The sequence below is a fragment of the Streptomyces alfalfae genome (assembly GCF_004127445.1).
Lineage (GTDB): Bacteria > Actinomycetota > Actinomycetes > Streptomycetales > Streptomycetaceae > Streptomyces > Streptomyces alfalfae.
Window position 1 is genome coordinate 114,893 of record NZ_QEXM01000020.1, and the last position, 20,777, is coordinate 135,669.

Annotated in this window: 14 protein-coding genes; 13 read left to right on the forward strand and 1 reads right to left on the reverse strand. The window is 74.2% G+C overall.

Annotation, left to right across the window (positions count from 1 at the left end; genetic code table 11):
* Positions 1 to 73: 73 nt before the first annotated feature.
* From DCW30_RS08030 to DCW30_RS08090, 13 genes are all read left to right on the forward strand, one after another.
* Positions 74 to 1,369, forward strand: coding sequence for an aspartate aminotransferase family protein (locus DCW30_RS08030; protein ID WP_079249874.1), 1,296 nt, complete (start codon positions 74 to 76; stop codon positions 1,367 to 1,369).
* Positions 1,366 to 2,433, forward strand: a complete 1,068-nt coding sequence (locus DCW30_RS08035; protein ID WP_237283307.1) for an ABC transporter ATP-binding protein — start codon at positions 1,366 to 1,368, stop codon at positions 2,431 to 2,433. Before DCW30_RS08030 ends, DCW30_RS08035 begins: the two co-directional genes overlap by 4 nt.
* Entirely contained in the window at positions 2,430 to 3,245 is an 816-nt protein-coding gene (locus DCW30_RS08040) for an ABC transporter permease (protein WP_062772653.1), read from the forward strand. Before DCW30_RS08035 ends, DCW30_RS08040 begins: the two co-directional genes overlap by 4 nt.
* Complete coding sequence (locus DCW30_RS08045) at positions 3,242 to 4,042, forward strand: ABC transporter permease (RefSeq protein ID WP_076682703.1); 801 nt, start codon at positions 3,242 to 3,244, stop codon at positions 4,040 to 4,042. Before DCW30_RS08040 ends, DCW30_RS08045 begins: the two co-directional genes overlap by 4 nt.
* A gap of 8 nt (positions 4,043 to 4,050) precedes the next feature.
* Positions 4,051 to 5,529 carry a hypothetical protein gene (locus DCW30_RS08050; protein WP_076682705.1) on the forward strand — a complete coding sequence of 493 codons (1,479 nt, stop codon included), beginning with the start codon at positions 4,051 to 4,053 and terminating at the stop codon, positions 5,527 to 5,529.
* Between the two features lie 2 nt (positions 5,530 to 5,531).
* Entirely contained in the window at positions 5,532 to 7,634 is a 2,103-nt protein-coding gene (locus DCW30_RS08055; protein WP_237283308.1) for a glycosyltransferase, read from the forward strand.
* The gene (locus DCW30_RS08060) at positions 7,627 to 8,745 is read left to right on the forward strand and encodes a sugar phosphate nucleotidyltransferase (protein WP_076682707.1); all 1,119 of its coding nucleotides are present in this window, start codon (positions 7,627 to 7,629) and stop codon (positions 8,743 to 8,745) included. The genes DCW30_RS08055 and DCW30_RS08060 overlap by 8 nt, the downstream gene beginning before the upstream one ends.
* A gap of 98 nt (positions 8,746 to 8,843) precedes the next feature.
* Positions 8,844 to 11,894 carry an HAD-IIB family hydrolase gene (locus tag DCW30_RS38100; RefSeq protein ID WP_079249875.1) on the forward strand — a complete coding sequence of 1,017 codons (3,051 nt, stop codon included), beginning with the start codon at positions 8,844 to 8,846 and terminating at the stop codon, positions 11,892 to 11,894.
* Positions 11,887 to 13,974: a 4-alpha-glucanotransferase gene (gene malQ, locus DCW30_RS08070; RefSeq protein ID WP_076682709.1), complete on the forward strand. Its 2,088-nt coding sequence runs from the start codon at positions 11,887 to 11,889 to the stop codon at positions 13,972 to 13,974. Before DCW30_RS38100 ends, malQ begins: the two co-directional genes overlap by 8 nt.
* A 26-nt stretch (positions 13,975 to 14,000) precedes the next feature.
* Positions 14,001 to 15,236, forward strand: a complete 1,236-nt coding sequence (locus tag DCW30_RS08075) for a sedoheptulose 7-phosphate cyclase (RefSeq protein ID WP_076682711.1) — start codon at positions 14,001 to 14,003, stop codon at positions 15,234 to 15,236.
* Positions 15,233 to 15,610 (forward strand): cupin domain-containing protein, encoded by a 378-nt coding sequence (locus DCW30_RS08080; RefSeq protein WP_076682713.1) that lies wholly within the window; start codon positions 15,233 to 15,235, stop codon positions 15,608 to 15,610. The genes DCW30_RS08075 and DCW30_RS08080 overlap by 4 nt, the downstream gene beginning before the upstream one ends.
* Complete coding sequence (locus DCW30_RS08085; protein ID WP_237283309.1) at positions 15,585 to 16,622, forward strand: ROK family protein; 1,038 nt, start codon at positions 15,585 to 15,587, stop codon at positions 16,620 to 16,622. The genes DCW30_RS08080 and DCW30_RS08085 overlap by 26 nt, the downstream gene beginning before the upstream one ends.
* Complete coding sequence (locus tag DCW30_RS08090) at positions 16,619 to 17,539, forward strand: SDR family oxidoreductase (protein WP_076682715.1); 921 nt, start codon at positions 16,619 to 16,621, stop codon at positions 17,537 to 17,539. Before DCW30_RS08085 ends, DCW30_RS08090 begins: the two co-directional genes overlap by 4 nt.
* On the opposite strand, the gene DCW30_RS08095 is transcribed toward DCW30_RS08090, so the two are convergent.
* On the reverse strand, positions 17,536 to 20,643 hold the full coding sequence (locus DCW30_RS08095) for an alpha-amylase family glycosyl hydrolase (protein WP_076682717.1): 3,108 nt from the start codon (positions 20,641 to 20,643) through the stop codon (positions 17,536 to 17,538). The genes DCW30_RS08090 and DCW30_RS08095 overlap by 4 nt on opposite strands.
* Between the last annotated feature and the right edge of the window lie 134 nt (positions 20,644 to 20,777).

The window sequence follows — 20,777 nt, forward strand, 5'->3', positions numbered from 1 at the left end:
CCGGGCCCTGGCTCAACTTCCGGATCCCGGCGCGCACTTGACGCACGATCGGAACCACCGACTGGGGGCAGCAGTGACAGGTCACCGCCAGCGCGCACAGCTGGCCGGGGAGGCCGCCCACCTGGCGCCCGGCGCCTCGGAGGAGACCGCCCTCGGGCAGCGTGTCTTCGCACACGGCCGGGGCGCCGTCCTGACGGATCTGGACGGCGCCGACTACCTCGACTTCGCCGCGGGCACGCTCACGCAGTCGCTCGGCCACTGCCACCCCGAGGTCGTCGACGCGCTCACCGCGCAGGCCGCCCGGCTGTGGAACGTGCACGACAGCGCGACCGAGGGGCGGGACGTACTCCTCGACCTGCTCACCCGGTTGCTGCCCGAGCACCTGGACACGTACGCCTTCTTCTCCACCGGCGCCGAGGCCGTCGAGGCCGCGCTGCGCGTGGTGCAGGCGACCGCTCCCCCGGGCCGCAACCGGCTCGGCGCGCTCCGCCACGGCTTCCACGGCAAGACGATGGGCGCCCGGATGCTGGTGCACTGGGACATCGGCAACCAGGCCTTCGCGGGGAACAGCGTCCTCGGCTACTCGCCGTACTGCTACCGCTGCCCGCTCGACCTGGAGTACCCCTCGTGCGAAGTGCGTTGCGCCTCGCTGGTGCGCAAGCACATCGCCGAGAAACCGAACGTCTCCGCGCTCGTCTTCGAGCCCGTGCTCGGCGCGGCCGGCGTGATCGTCCCGCCACCCGGCTACTGGGAACAGATCGCCGAGGCCTGCCGCGCGAACGGCGTGCTGCTCGTCGCCGACGAGGTGCTGACCGGCGGCGGGCGCACCGGCTCCTTCCTCGCCAGCGAGGCCCTGGGCATCGAACCGGACCTGGTGGTCCTCTCCAAGGGCATGGCCAACGGCTTCCCCTTCGCGGTGCTCGCCGGCCGCGCCGAACTGCTGCGCTCACCCGAGGCCGCGCGGGCCGGTTCCTACGCCTCCACCTACGCGAGCAACCCCCTCGGCATCGCCGCCGCGCGCGCCACGCTCGGCATCATCGAACGCGACCGGCTCACCGAACGCGTGCGGGAACTCGGGGCGTTGCTCGACGAGCGGCTGAGCGCCCTGCGGGCACGGCATGAGCAGCTCGGTGACGTCCGCGCGGCCGGGCTGCTGTTCGGCCTGGAGTTCGTGACGGACGAGGACAGCCGTACGCCCGCGCCCGACATCGCCCGAAACGTCTACACGACCGCGCTCGACCTCGGCCTGCGCACCTCGGTCGGCGGGCACATCATCCGGCTCGCCCCGCCGTTCACCCTCACCGAGGCCCAACTCGACGAAGGCGTGGGCATGCTGGCCGAGGCCATCGAGCGGGTGACCGCCACGTGACCGGCTCCCCGCCCGTGATCGTCGCGGAGAACCTCACCAAGGAGTTCCGCGTCGCCGAACGCGGCCCCGGCCTGCTCGGCGCGCTCGCCACCCTCTTCACCCGCGAACACCGGATCGTGCGCGCGGTCGACGGGGTCTCCTTCGAGATCCCCGCCGGCTCGCGGACCGCGTACATCGGGGCCAACGGCGCGGGGAAGTCCACCACCATCAAGATGCTCACCGGCATCATGACGCCCACCTCCGGGCGCTGCCTGGTCGCAGGCATCGAGCCCTACCGCGAACGGCAGCGCAACGCCCGCTCCATCGGCGTCGTCTTCGGCCAGCGCAGCCAGCTGTGGTGGGACCTCTCGGTGCCCGACTCCTTCCGCATCCTGCGCCGGATCTACGACATCCCCGAGCCGGTCTACCGCCGCAACCTGCGGCTCTACCGCGAACTCCTCGACATCGACGCCTTGGGCACCACGCCGGTGCGGCAGTTGAGCCTCGGGCAGCGGATGCGCGCCGAGATCGCGGCGAGCCTGCTGCACGACCCGGCCGTCGTCTTCTGGGACGAGCCGACCATCGGCCTCGACATGGTCCTGAAGGAGGCCGTGCGGGTCCTGGTCAACCGCGCCAACCAGGAGCTCGGCACCACCGTGGTGCTCACCAGCCATGACATCGGCGACATCGCGGCGATCTGCGACAGCGCCCTGGTCGTCGACCGCGGCCGGGTCGTCCACCAGGGCACCATCCAGGACCTGCTGCGCACCGCCGACCGGCGCAGCGTCACCTTCGACCACCGCGACCCGCTGCCGCTGCCCGCCGCCTGCGAGGAGATCGAGCGGGGGCTGCCCGGTGTGCGGGCGAGCGAGGACGACGGCGGGCGCATCCGGGTGGACTATCCCGTCGCGGCCTTCACCTCGCGGCAGGTGCTCGCCTTCCTCCTCGACCGCTTCGACCTGGCCGACTGCTACGCCCCCGAACCCGACCTGGAGGACGTGCTGCGGCGCGTCTACGAACGCGACGCCACCGAGAGCGCGTCCCCCGACCAGCCGGCCGCACCCGTCGAGAGCGGGGCCGCATGAGTGCGGTGACCCGCGCCCGCCGCTATCTGCCCTTCGCCACCGGCGGACTGCAGTCGCTGCTCCAGTACCGCTCGATGTTCTTCGTCACCGGGGTCACCGCGGCGGCCGGCGCCGCCGTGACGGTCTTCCTGTGGCGCGCCGTGTACGCGGGCTCGCCCGGCGCCGGGCCCGGCGGTTTCACCGCGGCGGGCATCACCACGTACCTCCTGGTGGCGCAGGTGCTCCAGGTGCTGCACGCCAACCGCGTCGACGACGAGGTGGCCGCCGAGGTCTACCGGGGTGACGTGGCGGTGATGCTGGTGCGCCCCGTGAGCTATCCACTCGTGCGGTTCGCCGCCTGCCTGCCCGTGGTGGCGGCCAACGCGCTGCTCGTCGGCGTCCCCGTGCTGCTGCTGTTCTCCTTCCTCGTCCCGATGACGGCGCCGACCGCCGGGAACGCCGCGCTGTTCGCGCTGTCCACGCTCCTCTCGGTGCTCATCGCCTTCTGCGTGAACCTGCTGACCGGCATGACCGGCTTCCTCACCACCAACACCTGGGGCGTGCGCATGCTCAAGCAGAGCGTGGTCGCGTTCTTCGCGGGGCAGCTCGTCCCAATCGCGCTGATGCCGGGCCCGCTCGCGGCCGTCGCCATGGCGCTGCCGTTCAGGGGCATGGTCGACGGCCCGCTGACCCTGCTCCTCGGACGGTACGAGGGCGTCGCGGGAGCCCTTGGTGTGCTGGCCCAGCAGGCGGGCTGGGCCGTGGCGCTCGCCGCCCTGTCCGCGGTGCTGTGGCGCGCCGCCACCGGACGCCTGGAGGTGCTCGGCGGATGACGCGCACGGCTCTGCGGTACCTCCGGCTCTCCCTCTTCCTCGGCGGCGTCGGGCTGCACCGGCTCGCCGCCTACCGGCTCGACTTCGTGCTCGGCGCGGGGGCGTTCCTGGTGCGGGTCGGCATCCAGACGGCCGTGGTGGGCCTGGTCTTCCGCCAGGTGCCCGCCGTGGGCGGCTGGTCGTACCACGAGGTGCTCTTCCTGCTCGGCTTCTCCCTGCTGCCGCGCGGCCTCGACCACCTCTTCACCGACCAGCTCTGGGAACTGGGCCGCAAACTGGTGCAGCGCGGGGAGTTCTACCGCTATCTCATCCGGCCGGTGAACCCGCTGTTCTCCCTGCTCTCCGAGCGCTTCTTCCACCCCGACGGCCTGGGCGAGCTGATCGTCGGCGCGGTCCTCGTGTTCTGGGCGGGCAGTGAACTCGGCCTGGACCCGACCGCGGCGCAGTGGGCGCTCGCGCCGTTGCTCGTGCTCTGCGGCGCGCTGATCCACACCGCCGTGAAGCTGTTCTTCGCCTCGCTGTCCTTCTGGACCGTGACGAGCCTGCCCTCGATGTACGCCGCCACGCAGGTGTCGGAGTTCGCCGCCTACCCGCTGGACATCTACCACTCCTCGCTGCGCGCCCTGCTGACCTGGGTGCTGCCCTTCGCCTTCACCTCGTACGTGCCCTGCGTCTACCTCCTGACGGGCGACACGGGCCTCCTGGTCTGGCTCCCCGTGGTGACCGCGGGGGCGGTGCTCACGGCTCTGGCGGTGTGGCGGCGCGGCATCAACCGATTCGACATGACCGGGAGTTGAGACGCCGCATGATCCGCGACGCAGACCTCGCACCGCTGTTGCGCACCGCGCCCTGGATGTCCGAGGACGGCCGCACGGCCGACCGCTACGAACGCGTCGACCACGCGGTGCTCGGCGACGCCGCGCTCCTCCTCGTGGTCGCCGCCGTCGGCGGGCCCGCGGCCGGGCAGCGGTTCTTCCTGCCCGTACGCCCCGGCGGCACGAGAGGCATCGAGGAGGCGCACGGCAGCACGGAGTTCGACGCCGCCGCCGTCGCCAGGGCCTGCTACGGCGGTGAGCTGCTGACCGCGCGCGGCGGTACCATCCGCTTCCGCGGGGCGGGCGGTCCCGCGCCCGACGTGCGCAGGCTGCCCTTCGAGCAGGGCTGGTCCTCCAACGCCCTGTCGCTGGTGGACATCGCCGGCGTGCCGCACATCCACAAGACCTACCGCAGGCTCGACGAGGCCGTGCGCGAACCGGAGCTGCTGCGGCTGATGAGCGGCACCGGGCACACCCCCGAGTGGGCCGGCGACTACACCTACACCGACCCGGCCACGGGCGCCCGGCATCCGCTGGGCGTGATCTACCGCTACGCCCCCGGCGACGGCATCGACCTGCCGCTGCGGGAGAACCTGCGCTCGCTGTGGCCGCGCCTGACCGACGCCCGGCAGTCGCCCGCCGACGTGGTGCGGCCCCATCTGCTGCCGCTGGAGGACCGGCTCCGCGCGGCCGGCACGTTCCTGCACGCCTTCCACCGCGACCTGGCGGCGCGGCTCGGCGGGCCCGCGCCCACCGGGTATCCGGCGCGGGAGGTGCTCGCGCGGGCCGCCGAGCGGCGGACCGGACTCGCGGAGGCGCGGGTGGCGCTGCCCGAGCAGTCCTGGCACGCCGCCTTCGCCGCGCTCGAAGCCGAAGTGGTATCGCTGGGCGCGGCGTTCGAGGGCCGGGACGAGGTGCCCGGAGCCGGCCCGTGCCACGGCGACCTCCACCTGTCCCACCTGCTGTGCGGCCCCGGCGCCGTCACCGGTTGGCGGATGAGCGTGATCGACCTCTCCACGCCCGCGCTCGGCCCCGACGACCCGGGCTGGGCCGCGCAGTCGCCGCTCCAGGACCTCGTCGCCGTGGAGCGCGCCCTGGAGTACTTCGCGGCCGACGAGGCGGCGTTCGAGAGCGCCCGGCGCCTCGGCGTCGACTCCCTGGAGACGATGCGCGGCGCCCTGGACGGCGCCCCCGGCTGGGCGGAGGCGGACCGCGCCGTCCTCGACCAGGTGTTCCGCACGGCCGACCGGTGGCGGGAGCGCGTGCTGCGGCTGCTGCTCGGCCCGGCCGCCGACAGCCCGCTGCGGCGCCTGCTGTACCTGCGGCGGCTGCTGCACGAGCTGGCCTACAACTGCGCCCACGCCCGCCCCTACCACGCCGCGATCGACCTGCGCCACGCCCTGGCGCTGGGCGGCGCGCGCACCCCCGCCCTCCATCCCGCCTCCGCTTCGACCTCCGCGAGGACGTGACCGTGACCGAGCCGACCGACCCGCGCCTGCACATCATCGAGACGTACTTCGAGTGCTGCGGCTTCGACCACACCTTCCTGCAGGGCGGCACCTCGGTGTACCTGTGGAACCTCTCCCGGGCCTTCGCCGCGCGCGGCCACCGGGTCTCCATCGTCACCCCGGCCCACGGCAGGCTCGACGACCTCCGTGAGCGCTACGAGGTCGAGGACCTGCCCTACGAGGACGTCCACACGGTGCCGGTCGTCCTCGACCCGCAGGTGTGGCGGGGCTTTCCCGCCGAGGTCTCCCTGGAGCTGCGCACCACCGCGCACCGCATCCGCCTGGACGGGGTCGACCTGTACTTCCTGGCCGACGCGTACCTGGACCGGCTGCCGGAGACGTTCTACCCGCCCTACTCCGCCAAGGGCAACGACCTGGTCTTCTTCAAGCCGCTCGTCTTCCAGGTCGACAGCGTGCGGTTCCTGCGCACGTGGTTCGGCGACGAGAAGGCCCTCGTACACGCCCACGAGCCGTATTACCACTATCTGCTGCCCGCCGCGCTGCGCGACGACCCCTCGAAGCTGGTCGTCAGCAACGTGCAGAGCAACATGCCGATCACCAAGAAGGTCTACGGGCCCAAGGTGCGGCGGCTCCTCGACGAGCTGGGGGTGGACGTGCCCCTGCCCGCGCCGGACACCGCCGACGCGCTTCCGGCGGCGATCCGCCAGTACCAGCAGCTCACGCATCTGCACTACGACTACCCGGCCGACCACGTGGCGGTCTACGAACTGACCGCCGAGCACGCCGACCTGATCGACTTCCTCTCCGAGGGGCAGCTCGACTTCTACGCGTCCTTCAGGGACACGCCCTTCGAGCAGCTCTTCGCCCGGCTGCCGATCGCCGACGTGGTGCGGCGCAACGCGCACAAGATGTTCGTGGGCGGCTGCGCGATCTCCGACGAATGGCTCGCCTGGGACCCCGCCGACGTCGACCGGGAGAAGGTGCTCGGCGGCCTCGGCCTCGACCCGGCCCTGCCCACGTTCTTCCACAACGCGCGCTACGCGGTGCACCACAAGGGCCAGGTGGAGCTGTTGCGCGCGGTGGACCGCGTCCTGTCCGACGGGCTCGCCGCCAATTTCGTCGTGCGCTGCATCTCCGCCGACGGCATCGACGACCCGTTCTTCCACGAGATCGCCCGGCGGCACACCGGTCGGCTGCACCTGGAGTGGGAGCGCGTGGACGAGCGGAGCGTCTTCGCGTACGCGGCGTCCGCCGACTTCTGCCTCTTCCCGTCCAAGTTCGAGATGGACACGTTCCTGATCGCGCAGGGCGAGGCGATGACGGCCGGCGCGGTCCCCATCGCCACCGACCAGCGGGGCATGGCCCACTTCCGGCACGCGGACGGCCCCGGGACCGCCACCGGCTTCGCGGTGAACCGGTCGTTCGCCGAGGACGACGAACTGCTCACCGCCGCGCTGACCGCGCGCGTGAAGGAGGCGGTGGCCCTGTGGACCGACGACCCCGGCCACTACCGGGAGCTGGCCCGCCGCTCGGCGGCCGTCGCCCGCGCCTTCACCTGGGAGCACTGCGCCGACCTGCACCTGGCCGCCTTCACCCGGCTCTGGCGCGGCGAGCCCGCTCGGCTGCCCGCCGAACGCGCCCTGCGGCACGGCTGGACGGAGCTGCTGCCCGACGAGCTGCTGACCGTCGACGCGGCGGTCGAACACGGTGACCTCGCCGCGTACGAGCGCCTCGCCCCGCTGGACGACGGGGCCGCCCGGCGGTTCTTCGACGCCGCCTGGCTGCGCGCCGACTTCGCCACCTGCGAGCAGGCGATCCGGCGCCGTCCCGACGCGGTGCCCGCCGAGGACGTGACCCGGCTGCGCACCCGCCTCGCGCTGCTGCCCGACGGAGCGCTCCGCTACCGGCTCGCGCACGCCGACCGCGTCGAACTGGTCCTGCCCGCGCCGCCCGACGCCCAGGGCCGCGCACGGCCCGAGGTCCGGCCGCTGACCCGCACCGCCCCCGGCGAGTTCGCGGGCCCCGCGCCGGAGCGCCCCGGCGCATGGCTGCTGCTCACCCTCTCCTCCGGGCGCGTGACGTGGGACGAGGTGCGGCATGGCTGAGCCCGGCGCGGTACGGGCGGTGCTGCTCGCGGGCGGCGAGGGCAGGCGCATGGGCCCGCTCGGCACCGGCCGCCTCAAGCCCCTCGTGCCCTACGGCGGCGCCTGCCGCCTCATCGACTTCAGCCTGGCCAACGCGCGGGCGTCCGGGCTCGGCGAGGTCGTGCTGCTCTCCCAGTACGAGGAGCGGCAGCTCATGGACGACCTGCACCGGGTGTGGAACACCTCGCCCGGCTTCCGGGTGCACTTCGGCCCGTACGACCACGCCTACCGCACGGCCGGGGCCGGCCTGCCCCGTGAACTGCCCGAGCGGGCCTGGCCCTTGGAGCGCGGCACGGCCGACGCGCTGATCCGCAAGAGCGCGTACGTCTTCGGGGGCGACGCCGAGCAGGTCCTCGTCCTCCACGCCGACCACGTCTACCGCTTCGACTACGGGCCGCTCATCGAGGAGCACCGGGCGTCGGGGGCCGCGCTGACCGTCGCGTACCAGCGCATCGAACCGCGCTGGGTGCACCTGTTCGGCATGGTCGAGTTCGACGCGGCGGGGCATCTGACGGCGTTCGTCGAGAAGCCCGAGAACCCCACGAGCGACCTGGTCTTCGCCGCGTTCTGCGTCTTCGACGCGCGCGTGCTGCGCCGCCATCTGGAGCTGCTGGACGGCACGGACTGGCAGCACGACATCAGCCGCGACGTGATCCCCGCGATGCTCGCGGCCGGAGAGCACATCCGCGGCCACGAGGTCGCCGGGCACTGGCAGGACATCGGCACCGTCGAGCGCTACCACCGCGCCCACCTCGCCCTCGCCTCCCCGCAGCCCGACGCGCCCGCGCTGCCCGTCGAGCGGATGCCCTGGACCGTCGCGCCCGAGGTGGCGCGCCACCGGGTGGCCCGCGGCCCCGGCGTACGGGACTCCGTGGTCCCCGCCGACCTGGTCAACCACGGCCTGGTGGAGGACAGCGTGCTGTTCCCCGGCGTCCGTGTCGGCGCCGGGGCCCGGGTGCGGCGCAGCGTCGTCCTGCCCGGCGCCGCCGTGCCGTCGGGCGCCGACCTGGTCTCGGCGGTGGTCATGGAGGACGGCCGTGTGCAGCAGGTGGCGGACGGGGCGCGGCCGTGACCGGATCCATCGGCCGCCGCGCCGCACACATCGACCGGCAGGGACCGCGCGCCGCTGTGGCGCGCGCCGTCCCCGCACAGTGAGGGAGCGCTACTTCCGTGCACATCATCCATGTCTCCTTCGAGTGCGGCGGCTTCGACGGCCGCCTGATGCGCGGCGGTCTCTCACCGCTGGTGTGGAACCTGTCGCGCGCCTACGCGGCGCGCGGCCACCGCGTCTCCGTGATCACCCCGGCGCACGGTCTCCTCGACGCGCTGCGGGAGGACTACCCGATCGAGGAGACGCCCTACCGCCGCGAGCACTCCGTGCCGCTGGTCCTGGACCCCAAGGCGTGGCCGGACCACCCGGGTGAGGTCGCCCTCGACGTGACCACGCGCGCCCACCGGCTCCGGCTGGACGGCGTCGACGTGTACTTCCTGTCCAACACGCAGCTCGACCTGCTGCCCGACCGCCTCTACCCGCCGCCGGGCACGGCCGGGCGCGACCTCGCCCACTTCAAGCCGCTGGTCTTCCAGGTGGACGCGGCGCGCTTCCTGGCGGAGCTGACCGGCGACGAGCCCGCCGTGGTGCACGGCTTCGAGCCGTCCTACTCCTGGCTGCTGCCGCCCGTGCTCGGCGCGGCCCCGCGGCTGCGCACCGCCGTGACGGTCGCCGCCAACGCGCCCGTCACGCAGAAGCTCTACCGGCCGCAGGTGGAACGGCTCCTCGACCTGTTCGGCGTGCGCGACGCCGTGGCCCTGGACGGCCTGGACGCGCCGCCTCCCGCGGAGGACGCCGCCACGGCCGTGATGTCCCGCGCCCTGGCGGGCACCCGCATGCACGACGTGTACGGCCCCGACCACGTCGGGCTCTTCCCGCTGGTCACCGCGCACGCCGACCTCGTGGACTTCGTGTCGCCCGGACAGCGCGCCTACTACAGCACCTTCCGCGACACGCCGATGGAAGCGCTCTTCGAGACCCTGCCGCTCGCCCGGCAGGTGCGCGAGCAGGCCCACAAGCTGCTCGTGGGCGGCTGCGGCATCGCGGAGAGCTGGCTGGCCCGTGATCCGGCCGCCGTCGACCGCGCCGAGGTGCTGCGGTCGCTGGGGCTCGACCCGGCGCGCCCGGTCTTCTACCACGCGGCCCGCTACGCGGTGCACCACAAGGGCCAGTTGGAGCTGGTGCGGGCGATCGAGGAGGTGCTCGCCACCGACCCGGAGATCAGCTTCGTCATCCGCTGTTCGACCGGCCGGGGCGGCCAGAAGACCGCGGGCGCCGCCAACGCCTACTTCCAGCGCGTCGCCGACCGCCATCCCGGCCAGGTCCACCTCGACTGGCGGCTCGCCGACGAGGACACCCTCTTCACGCACGCGGCCTGCGCCGACTTCTGCGTCTACCCGTCCAAGTACGAGCTGGACGGCTTCCTCATCGCCCAGGCCGAGGCCATGGCGTGCGGTGCGGTGCCGATCGCCACGGCCCAGCAGGTCACCGCGCACTTCCGGCACGCGCTGCCGCTCACCGACCGCGCGGCGACCGGATTCGCCGTACGCGGCTCGTTCCACGACGACGACCCGGCGCTCGCCGGGGAGCTCGTCGCGCGCATCAGGGAGGCCGCCGCCGTGTTCCGCCACGACCCGGGCGCCTACGCCCGCCTGTCGGCCGGCGCCCGCCGCACGGCACGGGGCTTCACCTGGGAGCGGGCCGCCGACGCGCGGCTCGCGGCCTTCGACTCCCTGCTGCGCGGCGAGCCGCTGCGCTTCCCCGACGAGGAGGCCATCCGGTACGGCTGGTTCGACCGGCTCTCCGACGCGGCCTGGCGCGAGCACCGCGCCCTCATCGCGCGCGTCGCCGCCGAGCGCGGTGACCTCGCGGCCTACGGGCGCGTCGCGCCGCTGGACGCGGCGGCGTACGAGCGTCTCTTCGAAGCCGCGTACGCACGGGCCGACTTCGCCCGGAGCACGGAGGTGGCCCGCGCCGCGGACCGCCCGGACCTCGCGGACCAGCTCCGCGAGCGCTGCCGGGTGTCCCGCGCGCCGGGCGGCGCGCTGACGGTGACCTACCGCCACCCGCTCCTCGAACGGGTCCAGATCGTCACGCGGGCCGCCCCCGAGACCGCCGGCGCACGCGAGTCCGCCACCGAGGCGCTGGCCTCCGACGAGCCGGTGCCCACCGGCAGCGGGGCCGCGCTCACGGCGCTCGAACCGGTCGGCGACGGAGTCTTCAGGGGCCTCGTCGACGGGCCGCCGGCCGGCCGTGACCTGGTGCTGATGCTGACGCTGCGGTCGGGCCGTGTCGCCTGGGACACCGTGCCGGTGACCGACCCGCCCTACCGCGTCGTCGCCACCGACCTCGACGGCACCCTGCTCCGCAGCGACCTCACCGTCTCCGAGCGCACCCGGCGGGCGCTGGCCCTCGTCGCCGATGCCGGGGCGCACCACCTGGTCGTCACCGGGCGGCCCGCGACGGCCTGCAAGGACTTCCTCGCCGGGCTCGGCTACCGCGGCCTGGCCGTGTGCGGTCAGGGCGCCCAGCTCTACGACGCGGCCACCGACCGGCTCCTGGAGTCCGCCTCGCTCGACCTGGACCTCGCCCGCGACGTGGTGGAGCGCGCCGAGGCCGTGCTCGGGACCCTGGAACTCGGGGTCGTCACGGCGCCGCCCGAGAGCCGTTTCAAGGTCACCCCCCGCTTCGGGGAACGCGTCAGGCACGGCTGGGACGTCACCACCGACCGTTCGCTGCTGTGGGCCTCGCCCATCGACAAGCTCGTGCTGCACCACCCCGAGGTGCCCGAGGACGACGTCGCCGCCACCGTCGCGGAGCTGTGCGGCGACGCGGTCTCCGTGGTGCATTCGGTCAAGGGCATGGTGGAGGTGCTGCCACCCGGCGTCACCAAGGGCGCGGGCGTGGCGCGCGCGGCGGCGCTCCTGGGCTTCACGGGGGCCGACACCATCGCCTTCGGCGACATGCCCAACGACATTCCGCTGCTCGCCTGGGCGGGACACGGCGTGGCCGTCGCCAACGGGCACCCGGAGCTGCGGCGCATGGCCGACGAGACGGCGCCCGGCAACGACGAGGACGGGGTCGCGGCGGTCCTGGAACGCCTCTTCGCCCCCGCCACGCCGGCCGCCGCCCCCGTGCCCGTCCTGCGCGGGGAGGCCGCCCATGACTGAGGCGATCCTCGGACTCGCGCGCGCCCACGGCGTCGCGACCGAGTACACCACCGACCGGGGCCGGCGCGTCGCCGTCCCTGCCGACACCCTCGTCGCCGTCCTCGGCGCCTGCGGGGTCGACGCCACCACCCCCGCCGCGGCCCGTGAGGCCCTGGACCGCCACCGCGCGGAGCAGGCCGCACGGCTGCTGCCACCCTGTGTCGTCACGCGCGCCGGAGAGGGCGTGACGCTGCCCCGGAGCAGCGTGGGCGAGGTGGCGGTGGAGGGCGGCGGGACCCTGCCGGCGGACGCTCCGCTGCCGCCCGGCCACCACACCCTGCGGGTGCGTGCGGGCGAGCGCGAGGCACGGGCCCCACTGCTCGCCGTGCCCGACCGGCTCGCGGTGCCCGACCGCCGTGCCTGGGGCTTGATCGTCCAGCTCTACTCCGTGCTCTCCCGCCGCTCCTGGGGCATGGGCGACCTGGCGGACCTCGCCGAGCTCGCCACCTGGTCGGGGCGGGACCTCGGGGCCGGTTTCGTCCAGCTCGGCCCGCTGCACGCCGTGCCGCCGGGGCCGCTGCCGGACCCCTCCCCGTACCGTCCGAGTTCGCGCCGCTTCCCCGATCCGATGCACGTACGGGTGGAGGCGGTGCCGGAGTACGCGTACCTGGACCGGGCGGGGCGCGACGCCGCGCACGCGCTGGTCGACCAGGCCCGCGCCGTCAACGCCCGGGTGCTCGACGGCAGTTCGCTCATCGACCGGGAGACGGTCCGCTCCCTCAAGCACCGGGCGCTGCGCGCCGTGCACGCGGTGCCGCTCTCCCCCGGCCGCGCGGCGGCCTTCGCCGCGTTCACGGCACGCGAGGGCCAGGGGCTCACCGACTTCGCCACCTGGTGCGCGCTGGCCGATGAGCACGGCGCTGACTGGCGGTGCTGGCCCGTGGAGCTGCGCGACCCGCGCTCCCCCGCCGTGGCGCGGGCCCGCGACGACCTCGCGGAGAGCGTCGCGTTCCACCGCTGGCTGGCCTGGATCACCGACGAGCAGCTCGCCGCCGCGCAACGGGCGGCGAAGGACGCGGGCATGGCGATCGGCCTCGTGCACGACCTGGCCGTCGGGGTGGCGCCGGACGGCGCCGACGCCTGGGCGCTCCAGCACTGCCTGGCCGCCGGGATGAGCGTCGGCGCGCCACCGGACGACTTCAACCCGCTGGGCCAGGACTGGGGCCAGCCGCCCTGGCGCCCGGACGCGCTCGCCGCCGCGGGCTATCTGCCCTTCGCGGAGCTGCTGCGCTCCAACCTGCGGCACGCGGGAGCACTCCGCGTCGACCACGTGATGGGGCTGTTCCGGCTGTGGTGGGTGCCCGAGGGACGCCCGCCGTCGGAGGGCACGTACGTACGGTATGACGCCCACGCCATGCTGGGAGCGCTCACCCTGGAGGCCCACCGGGCGGGTGCGAGCGTCATCGGCGAGGACCTCGGCACGGTGGAGAAGGGCGTGCGCGAGGAGCTCGCCGGGCGCGGCATCCTCGGCACCTCCGTGCAGCGCTTCGAGTACGTGGGCGGCAGCGAGGGCCGGCACGGGCCGCTGCCGCCCGACCAGTGGCGCGCGAACTGCCTGGCCACGCTCACCACCCATGACCTGCCGACCACCGCGGCCTGGCTCAGCGGGGAGCACGTCGAACTGCGCGAGCGGCTCGGCCTGCTGACCCGCCCCGCCGAGGCGGAGAAGGCGGAGGCCGCGAGCGAGCGCGACGGCTGGCTCGCCGAGCTGACCCGGCTCGGCCTGCTGCCGTCACCGGACGGCGAGGTGGCCGCCCTGCACCGCTTCCTGCCGCTCACCCCGGCCCTGCTGCTCGGGGTCTGGTTGCCGGACGCGACGGGCGACCGCCGTCCGCAGAACCTGCCGGGCACCTCCACGGTGCACCCCAACTGGCGCCTGCCGGTGTCCGACGCGGAGGGCCGCCCCGTACCCCTGGAGGAACTGCCCGCGTCGCCCCTCGTGCGGACGGTCGCCGGCGTGTTCGCCGATCCGGGGCCGCGCCCCGCGCCGCCGTCACCGCACCACCCCGATCCCCGATCGACGACGCCGTCGACGACCTGAAGACCGAACGAAGACCGAGGAGAGAGATGGCAGGCCAGGTTCTTGCCGAGGCCGCGGGTGTCCGTGAGGACGCCGGGGGCTTCGACCTGCACGCACCGGACGGCACCGGCTACCGGGTCGACGTCACCGACGGGGTCTTCTCCCCGCACAACCCGCTGCTCGCCCACTACCTGGAGGGGCGGCGGGTGGTGGCCTTCGTCGGCCCCACCGTCGACCGCCTCTACGGACAGCAGTTGCGCGCCTACCTGGGCGCGCGCCTCGAACCGGACAGCTGGAGCGTCCACCCGATCGCGTCCGGGGAGCACAACAAGTCACTGACCTCGGCCGAGCAGGTGTGCGCGACCGCCAAGGCCGCCGGGCTCGACCGGCACGGCGTGATGCTGGCGGTGGGCGGCGGCATCGTCGCGGACATCGTCGGCTTCGCCGCCTCCATGTACTCGCGCGGCATCCGCTACATCAAGGTCAACACCACCCTGGTCGGTCAGGTCGACGTCGGTGTCGGCGTCAAGACGGGGGTCAACGGCCTGCACACGAAGAACATGTTCGGCGCCTACCACCCGGCGCACGCCTCGCTGAACGACCCCGCGCTCCTCGCCACCCTGCCGGACCGCGAGATCCGCTGCGGTCTCGCGGAGATCGTCAAGATGGCGGTGATCCTCGACGGCGACCTGTTCCAGGCCCTCGAGCGGCACCCGGACGTCTTCCGCCGCCCCGGCCACCCGGCCGACGCCGAGCTGGAGACCTACGTCATCCGCACCTCGATGAGGCTGATGATGGAGGAGCTGTGCCCCAACCTGCGCGAGCACGAACTCGCGCGCCTGGTCGACTTCGGCCACACCTTCAGCCCCGTCATCGAGACGGCGGGCGGCCACCGGCTCGAACACGGCGAGGCCGTCGCGGTCGACATGGCGCTGTCCGCCCACATCGCCCGGCTCCTCGGTCTCGCGGACGCGGAGACCTGCGAGCGGATCGTCGCGCTCCTGGAGCGGATCGGCCTGCCCGTCCACGACGCCGCGACCTGCACGGCCGACCAGATGACGCAGGCCCTGTGGGCCTCCTGGCAGCGCCGGGGCCGCAAGCTCCACCTGGTGGTGCCCACCGGGATCGGCAAGGCGGGCTTCGTCGACGAACTGGAAGACGTCCCGCAGGACGTCCTGCGCGAGGCCCTGGACGCGCTCGCCACCCGCGCCGCCCGCGCCCCGCGCACCTCGCCCGCCGCGAACTCCGCCGTGGACCCCGCCGTGGACGGAGGGGCACGATGACCGGCCGTGTGCCCAATCTGCGCGACCTCCTCACCGGCAAGGAGCACGACCACGGCGGGCTCGGCACGATCCTGGCGCACCGCGTCTTCACGCGCGGACCGGGCGGCCCCGGCGCCGAGTTCATTGACCTCGCCGTGCTGCCGCCCGGCACGTCCATCGGGCGCCACCGGCACGGGGCCGACCACGAGACGTACGTGATCCTCTCGGGGGAGGGCCTGATGTACCTGGACGGCGAGGAGTTCCGCGTGGGCCCCGGCGACGTCGTCGTCAACCGTCCCCACGGCGAGCACGGGCTCCTGAACGACCGCGACACCGACCTGCACCTGCTGGTCTTCGAGGAGGAACTCCGTGCCCACGGCCACCATCGCGGCTGACCCCGAGCACACCGTCGTCGACGTGGGAGGCACCACGCTGCGGGTGGGCGCCTACGCGCCCGCCGACGGGACGCTCTCCCGCGTGCGGCGGATGCCGGTCGACGGCATGGCCCGCGATCCGCACGCCCCCGTACCCGTGCTCCAGGAGCGGTTGGTGGAGCAGCTCGTGCGCGAGGTGACGCGGCACACGGCCGGGCGCGCGCCCGGTCCCGTCGGGGTCGCCTTCGCCGGGCCGATCAGCGCTGACGGCCTGGTCCTCGCGGCACCGACGGTGTGGGGCCGGCGCGGTGAGCCCCTGCCGCTCGGCGCCCTGCTCGCCGAACGGCTCGGCAGACCGGTCACCGTCGTCAACGACCTCACCGCGGCCGCCTGGCGGTACGCGGCCACGGAGCCGGAGCCCTTCTGCCTGCTGACCGTCAGCTCGGGCATCGGCAACAAGGTCTTCCGGGGCGGCGACGTCCTGCTGCACCCCGAGGGCCACGGCGGTGAACTCGGCCACTGGGCCTGCGATCCCTCACCCGACGCGCCGCTGTGCGACTGCGGGGGCCGCGGCCACCTCGGCGCCATCGCCTCGGGCCGGGGCGTGCTCGCCGCGGCCCGGCGCGCGGCGGCCGCCGACCCCGACGGGTTCGCCCGCTCCCGCCTCGCGGAGCTGTGCGAGGACCGCGTGGAGAACCCGGCCCTCGCCAAGGCGCTCACCGAGGGCGACCCCTTCGCCACCGGCGTGCTGCGCGCCGCCCTCGCGCACCTCGCGCGGGCGATCGGCGCCGTCTTCGCCTCGGTGGGAGTCTGCCGCTTCATCGTCGTGGGCGGCTTCGCGCTGGCCGTCGGCGAGCGCTACCGGCAGCTCCTCGTCGAGGAGCTGGACCGGCAGGGCTGCTTCGGGCTCTCCCGGGAGCGGATCGACGCCATGGTCGCGCTCGGCGCGCCCGACGACGACCACGGGCTGATCGGCGCGGGCCGCCTCCTGGCCGCCCGCCACCCGTCGGCACAGGGGCGGGTGGCACGGTGAGGCGCGTCAACTCGCTCGTCGTCGGCAGCGGCTTCGTCGGCACGGGCATCGCCCGCCGCCTGGTGGCCTCGGGTGACGCCGTCACCCTGGTGTCGCGCGGTCGCCCCGCCGCCGCGCCGGAGGAGTACGGGGCGCGCTGGTGCGCCCTGGACGCCACCGACGCGGAGGCCTGCGGCCGTCTGGTGTCGCGGCTGCGGCCCCGCCGGATCGTCCTGGTGCACGGCCCCTCGGACGTCACCTGGTGCGAGGCGCACCCCGAGGAGGCGGCCCGCGCGCACTCCGCGGTGGCGTCGGCCTTCGCGTCCCTCGGCGGGCGTTCGCGCATCGTCATGATCTCCACGGACAACGTCTTCGACGGCTCTTCGCCCGGCAGCACCGAGTCCACGCCCGTCTCCCCGGCGAACGCCTACGGACGGGCCAAGCGCCGGGCCGAGGAACTGCTGCTCGCCCACGCGGCCGACGCGGTCTCGCTGCGCGTGAGCCTCGTCTACGGCCATGAGCCCGCGGACGCCGGCAAGTGGCTCAACTACTTCGCCGCCTGCGCCCACCGGCTGCGCGCGGGAGAGCCCGTCGAGGCGCCCGACGACCAGTGGACGACGCCCGTGCACGTCGACGACGTGGCCGAGGTGGTGGCCGCGCTGCTCACCAGCCTGGCCCCGCTGCCGCCCGTGCTCCATCTGGGCGGGCCCGACCGGGTCAGCCGCGCCGAGTGGGCCGGTCTGATCGCCCGCGGCCTCGGGCTCCCTGCCCACCTGGTGGTCCCGGTGCCGAAGGCCCTGAGCCGCTACGCGTCCAGGCCGCGGAACGCCTGCCTGGCCAGCGACCTCCTGGCCGCGCTGCCCGCCACGCGCGGCATCGCGGTCCGCGGAGTGGCGGAAGGCGCCCGCGACCTGGCGGGCGCCTTCAGCTCGGCCTAGGGCTCCCGTACGCCCGCGGCGCCCAGGAGGGCGCCGTCCGCGGCGCGCTCGGTGGCGAGGAGCTGCCGGGCGCGCCGCGCGTCGTGGAGCCGGTCCCGGTCGCGCGGGTCGACGGTGAGGGCCACCTCCCCCTCCGCGAGCCCGTCCCGCCGCGCGGCCTGCGCTGCCTCGGGGCGCAGCCGCAGCCAGTGCCCCTCGTCGGAGAGGGCGCCGTCCCGGAGGGTGATGCCGCCTTCGGGCGCGTAGAGGAGCTGGCGCGAGGCCACTCCCGCTCCGCCTTCCGGCCAGGCGACGGTGTCCTCGTCGAGCCATCTGACCCGGGTCCGGCCGAGGTCCATGCCGAGCGACCCGCCGAGCGCCGGAGTCAGATACGCCGGCTCGCCCGCGACCCGCCACACCTCGTTCCCGTACAGGTTGATGTCCAGGGCCTCGTCGTCGGGCACGTCCTTGTCGTTGCCCTTGTGGAAGGTGTGACTGAGGCTGCGGGCACCGGGCTTCAGCTTCACCTCGAAGACGAGTCCGTAGCCGTCGGTGCGCACCGGCTGTACGGGGACGTCCCAGTCGGAGGGCTTGGCGGCCCCGTCCCAGACGTGCAGCCCCCAGCCCTCGTAGTCGCCGTCGGGGCGGTGGTAGTGCAGGACGGCCGTGGAGCCGTCCGACGGCGGATAGGCGCTCCGCGGGCGCTGTTCGCGCTGGCCGTCCTGTCCCTGCGTGATCCACACCTCGCCGGTGCGGGTGAGGTCGACGGAGCGCGCGGGCCCGTCGGTGGCGCCGTCCTTCTCGACGGTGTACGAGAGGGTCTGCGCGCCCTCGGCGAGCTTCACCCACGCGAAGGCGCCGTACGCGTCCCGCCCGGTGAAGGGGGCTTCCGCGCCGTCGGCGCCGGTCCGCAGCCGCCAGCCGTCGTAGTCGCCGCCGGGCCGCTGGTAGTGCACGACGGCGTAGCCGCGCCGGACGGTGGGCCCGGACTCCGGCGGGGTGCGGCCCGTGCTGCTGGCGGCGAGGTCGTGCGCGGTGCGGCCCCGGCTGTCGACGACCACCGCCTTGTAGCGCAGCTCGGCGCCCTCGGGCAGTGCGGCGTCGATCTGCTGGGTGACCTTGTAGGGGGCGTGGTCGGCGGAGCCGAGTACCCGCCAGGGGCCTTCGCCCTGCCGTGCGGCGAAGACGACCCGGTTCAGTTCGCCGCCGTCGACGTCGGCGGTGAGTTCGACCGTGCCGGTGGCGCCCTCCTTCGGCGGGGTCAGGGTGACGTGGGGCCGGGCGCCCGGACCCGGCAGCTTCTTGTCGGCCTTCAGGACCAGGGACGAGAGGGCGGGGACGGTGACGGTGATGTGCCGGTCGGCTCCGCTGCGGGCCGGGGTGTCCGTCGTGCCGTAGAGCGGGGTGTAGCGGCGGTGCGCGGCGCCGGTCGGTATCCGCGCGGTCTTCGCCTCGGAGGCGTTGTTGTGCGCCACGACGTACTCCACGCGCTGTCCGGCGTCCGTACGGGAGTAGGCGTACACGCCGGGTCCGTCGGCGGGCCCCGGGTACCGCTCGGTGAAGACGCCGTCGCGCAGCGCCGGGTGGCGTTCGGTGAGCCGGGAGAGGCGGGCGATGGCGCGGTAGAGCGGGTGCCGGGTGTCGTACGCGTCCCGCGCGTGGGTGCGGTCGGTGCCGATCTGGTCGTCGTCGCGGTAGGCCGGGGCGTCGGTGGCGAACAGCGGCTGGCGGGCGGCGTTGTCACCGCCCGAGCCGGTGAACCCCTGCTCGTCGCCCGCGTAGACGACGGGGTTGCCGCGGCCGAAGAACATCAGCTCGTGCGCGAGGCGGTCGCGGCGCAGCAGCTCCGCGTCGCTCGCGCCGGGGTTGTCCTGGGCGATCAGCCCGCCGATGCGGCCCATGTCGTGGCTGCCGAGGAAGGTCACCTGCTCGTAGGCGTTGGCCTTGCCGGTGGTGTAGCGGTAGTCCTGGGCGTAGAGGCGCGACAGGTCGCGGGGCGGGCCCTCGCGTGAGGCGGAGTTGCGGGCGATGGCCTGGAAGGGGAAGTCGAGGGTGGAGTCGAGGCCGCCCCGCGTGACGTAGGGGGCGGTGATGGCGGGGTCGGCGGAGAACGCCTCGGCGAAGATGAGGAAGTCCTTCTTGCCCCGGGTGGCCGCGTAGTCGTCGAGTGCGCGGGCCCACTGGGTCCAGAACTCCATGTTGACGTTCTTGGCGGTGTCGACGCGGAAGCCGTCGATGCCGAAGTCGTGCACCCAGCGCTCGTACACGCGCTTCATGCCGTCGACCACCTCGGGCCGTTCGGTCCACAGGTCGTCGTTGCCCATGAAGTCGCCGTTGAGGCCGCTCTCGCCGGCGAAGGTGGAGTCGCCGCGGTTGTGGTACATGGTGGGGTCGTTGAGCCAGGCCGGGGTCTTGGCGTGCCGGTCGGCGTCCGCGATCCGCGGGGTGTAGGGGAAGCCACCGTCGTCGACGGGGCGCATGCCCGCGCTGTCGTCGAAGGGGCGGCCCTCGGTGTCCAGGTAGGGGTGTGACCCCTTCGACCGGTAGCCGGACTCCTTCTCCGCGGGGTGGATGACGTCCGCGGTGTGGTTGGTCACGACGTCGAAGAAGACCTTCATGCCCTTGGCGTGCGCCCTGTCGACCAGGGCGGACAGATCCTCGTCGGTGCCGAAGTGCGGGTCGACGCGGGTGAAGTCGGTGATGGCGTAGCCGTGGTAGTTGGCGACGGGGCGTCCGTCGCGCTCTTGTACGGGCAGGTTCTCGAAGACGGGGGTCAACCAGATCGCGGTGGTGCCGAGGCCCTTGATGTAGTCGAGCTTCTTGGTGATGCCCTTGAGGTCGCCGCCGTTGAAGAAGGCCGGGTCGCTCGGGTCGTGGCCGGTGGTCTCGCGGCCTCCGGTGAGCCCGCCCTTGTCGTTGCGGCGGTCGCCGTTGGCGAAGCGGTCGGGCATCGCCAGGTAGAACTGCTCGCGGGTCAGGTCGTGCCGGGCGGGCTGCGCGGCGAGCACGGCGTCGGAGGGCGGCGGGGCGGGTGCGGCCGCCGCCGGCTGGTGGGCGGGCGGCAGGAGGGCGGCCAGGGGCGCGAGGGCCAGCAGGGCGGCCGATCTCAAACGGACGCGGGTCATGGGTGTGTTCTCCTCCGTGGCGGTCGGGACAACGCCGATTGCCCGGCGCGGGCGGCGTGGGCCGCGAGCGCCGGGCAACCGGGTTCGTCCGCACGGCTCTGTGGGACGGGGTCGTGGAGATGGGCCGGACCCGG

Excerpts from the sequence above, each read along its gene's own strand:
- DCW30_RS08040 (WP_062772653.1), top strand. The coding sequence starts at position 2,430 with ATGAGTGCGGTGACCCGCGCCCGCCGCTATCTGCCCTTCGCCACCGGC.
- DCW30_RS08045 (WP_076682703.1), top strand. The coding sequence starts at position 3,242 with ATGACGCGCACGGCTCTGCGGTACCTCCGGCTCTCCCTCTTCCTCGGC.
- DCW30_RS08050 (WP_076682705.1), top strand. The coding sequence starts at position 4,051 with ATGATCCGCGACGCAGACCTCGCACCGCTGTTGCGCACCGCGCCCTGG.
- DCW30_RS08060 (WP_076682707.1), top strand. The coding sequence starts at position 7,627 with ATGGCTGAGCCCGGCGCGGTACGGGCGGTGCTGCTCGCGGGCGGCGAG.
- malQ (WP_076682709.1), top strand. The coding sequence starts at position 11,887 with ATGACTGAGGCGATCCTCGGACTCGCGCGCGCCCACGGCGTCGCGACC.
- DCW30_RS08075 (WP_076682711.1), top strand. The coding sequence starts at position 14,001 with ATGGCAGGCCAGGTTCTTGCCGAGGCCGCGGGTGTCCGTGAGGACGCC.
- DCW30_RS08080 (WP_076682713.1), top strand. The coding sequence starts at position 15,233 with ATGACCGGCCGTGTGCCCAATCTGCGCGACCTCCTCACCGGCAAGGAG.
- DCW30_RS08095 (WP_076682717.1), bottom strand. The coding sequence starts at position 20,643 with ATGACCCGCGTCCGTTTGAGATCGGCCGCCCTGCTGGCCCTCGCGCCC.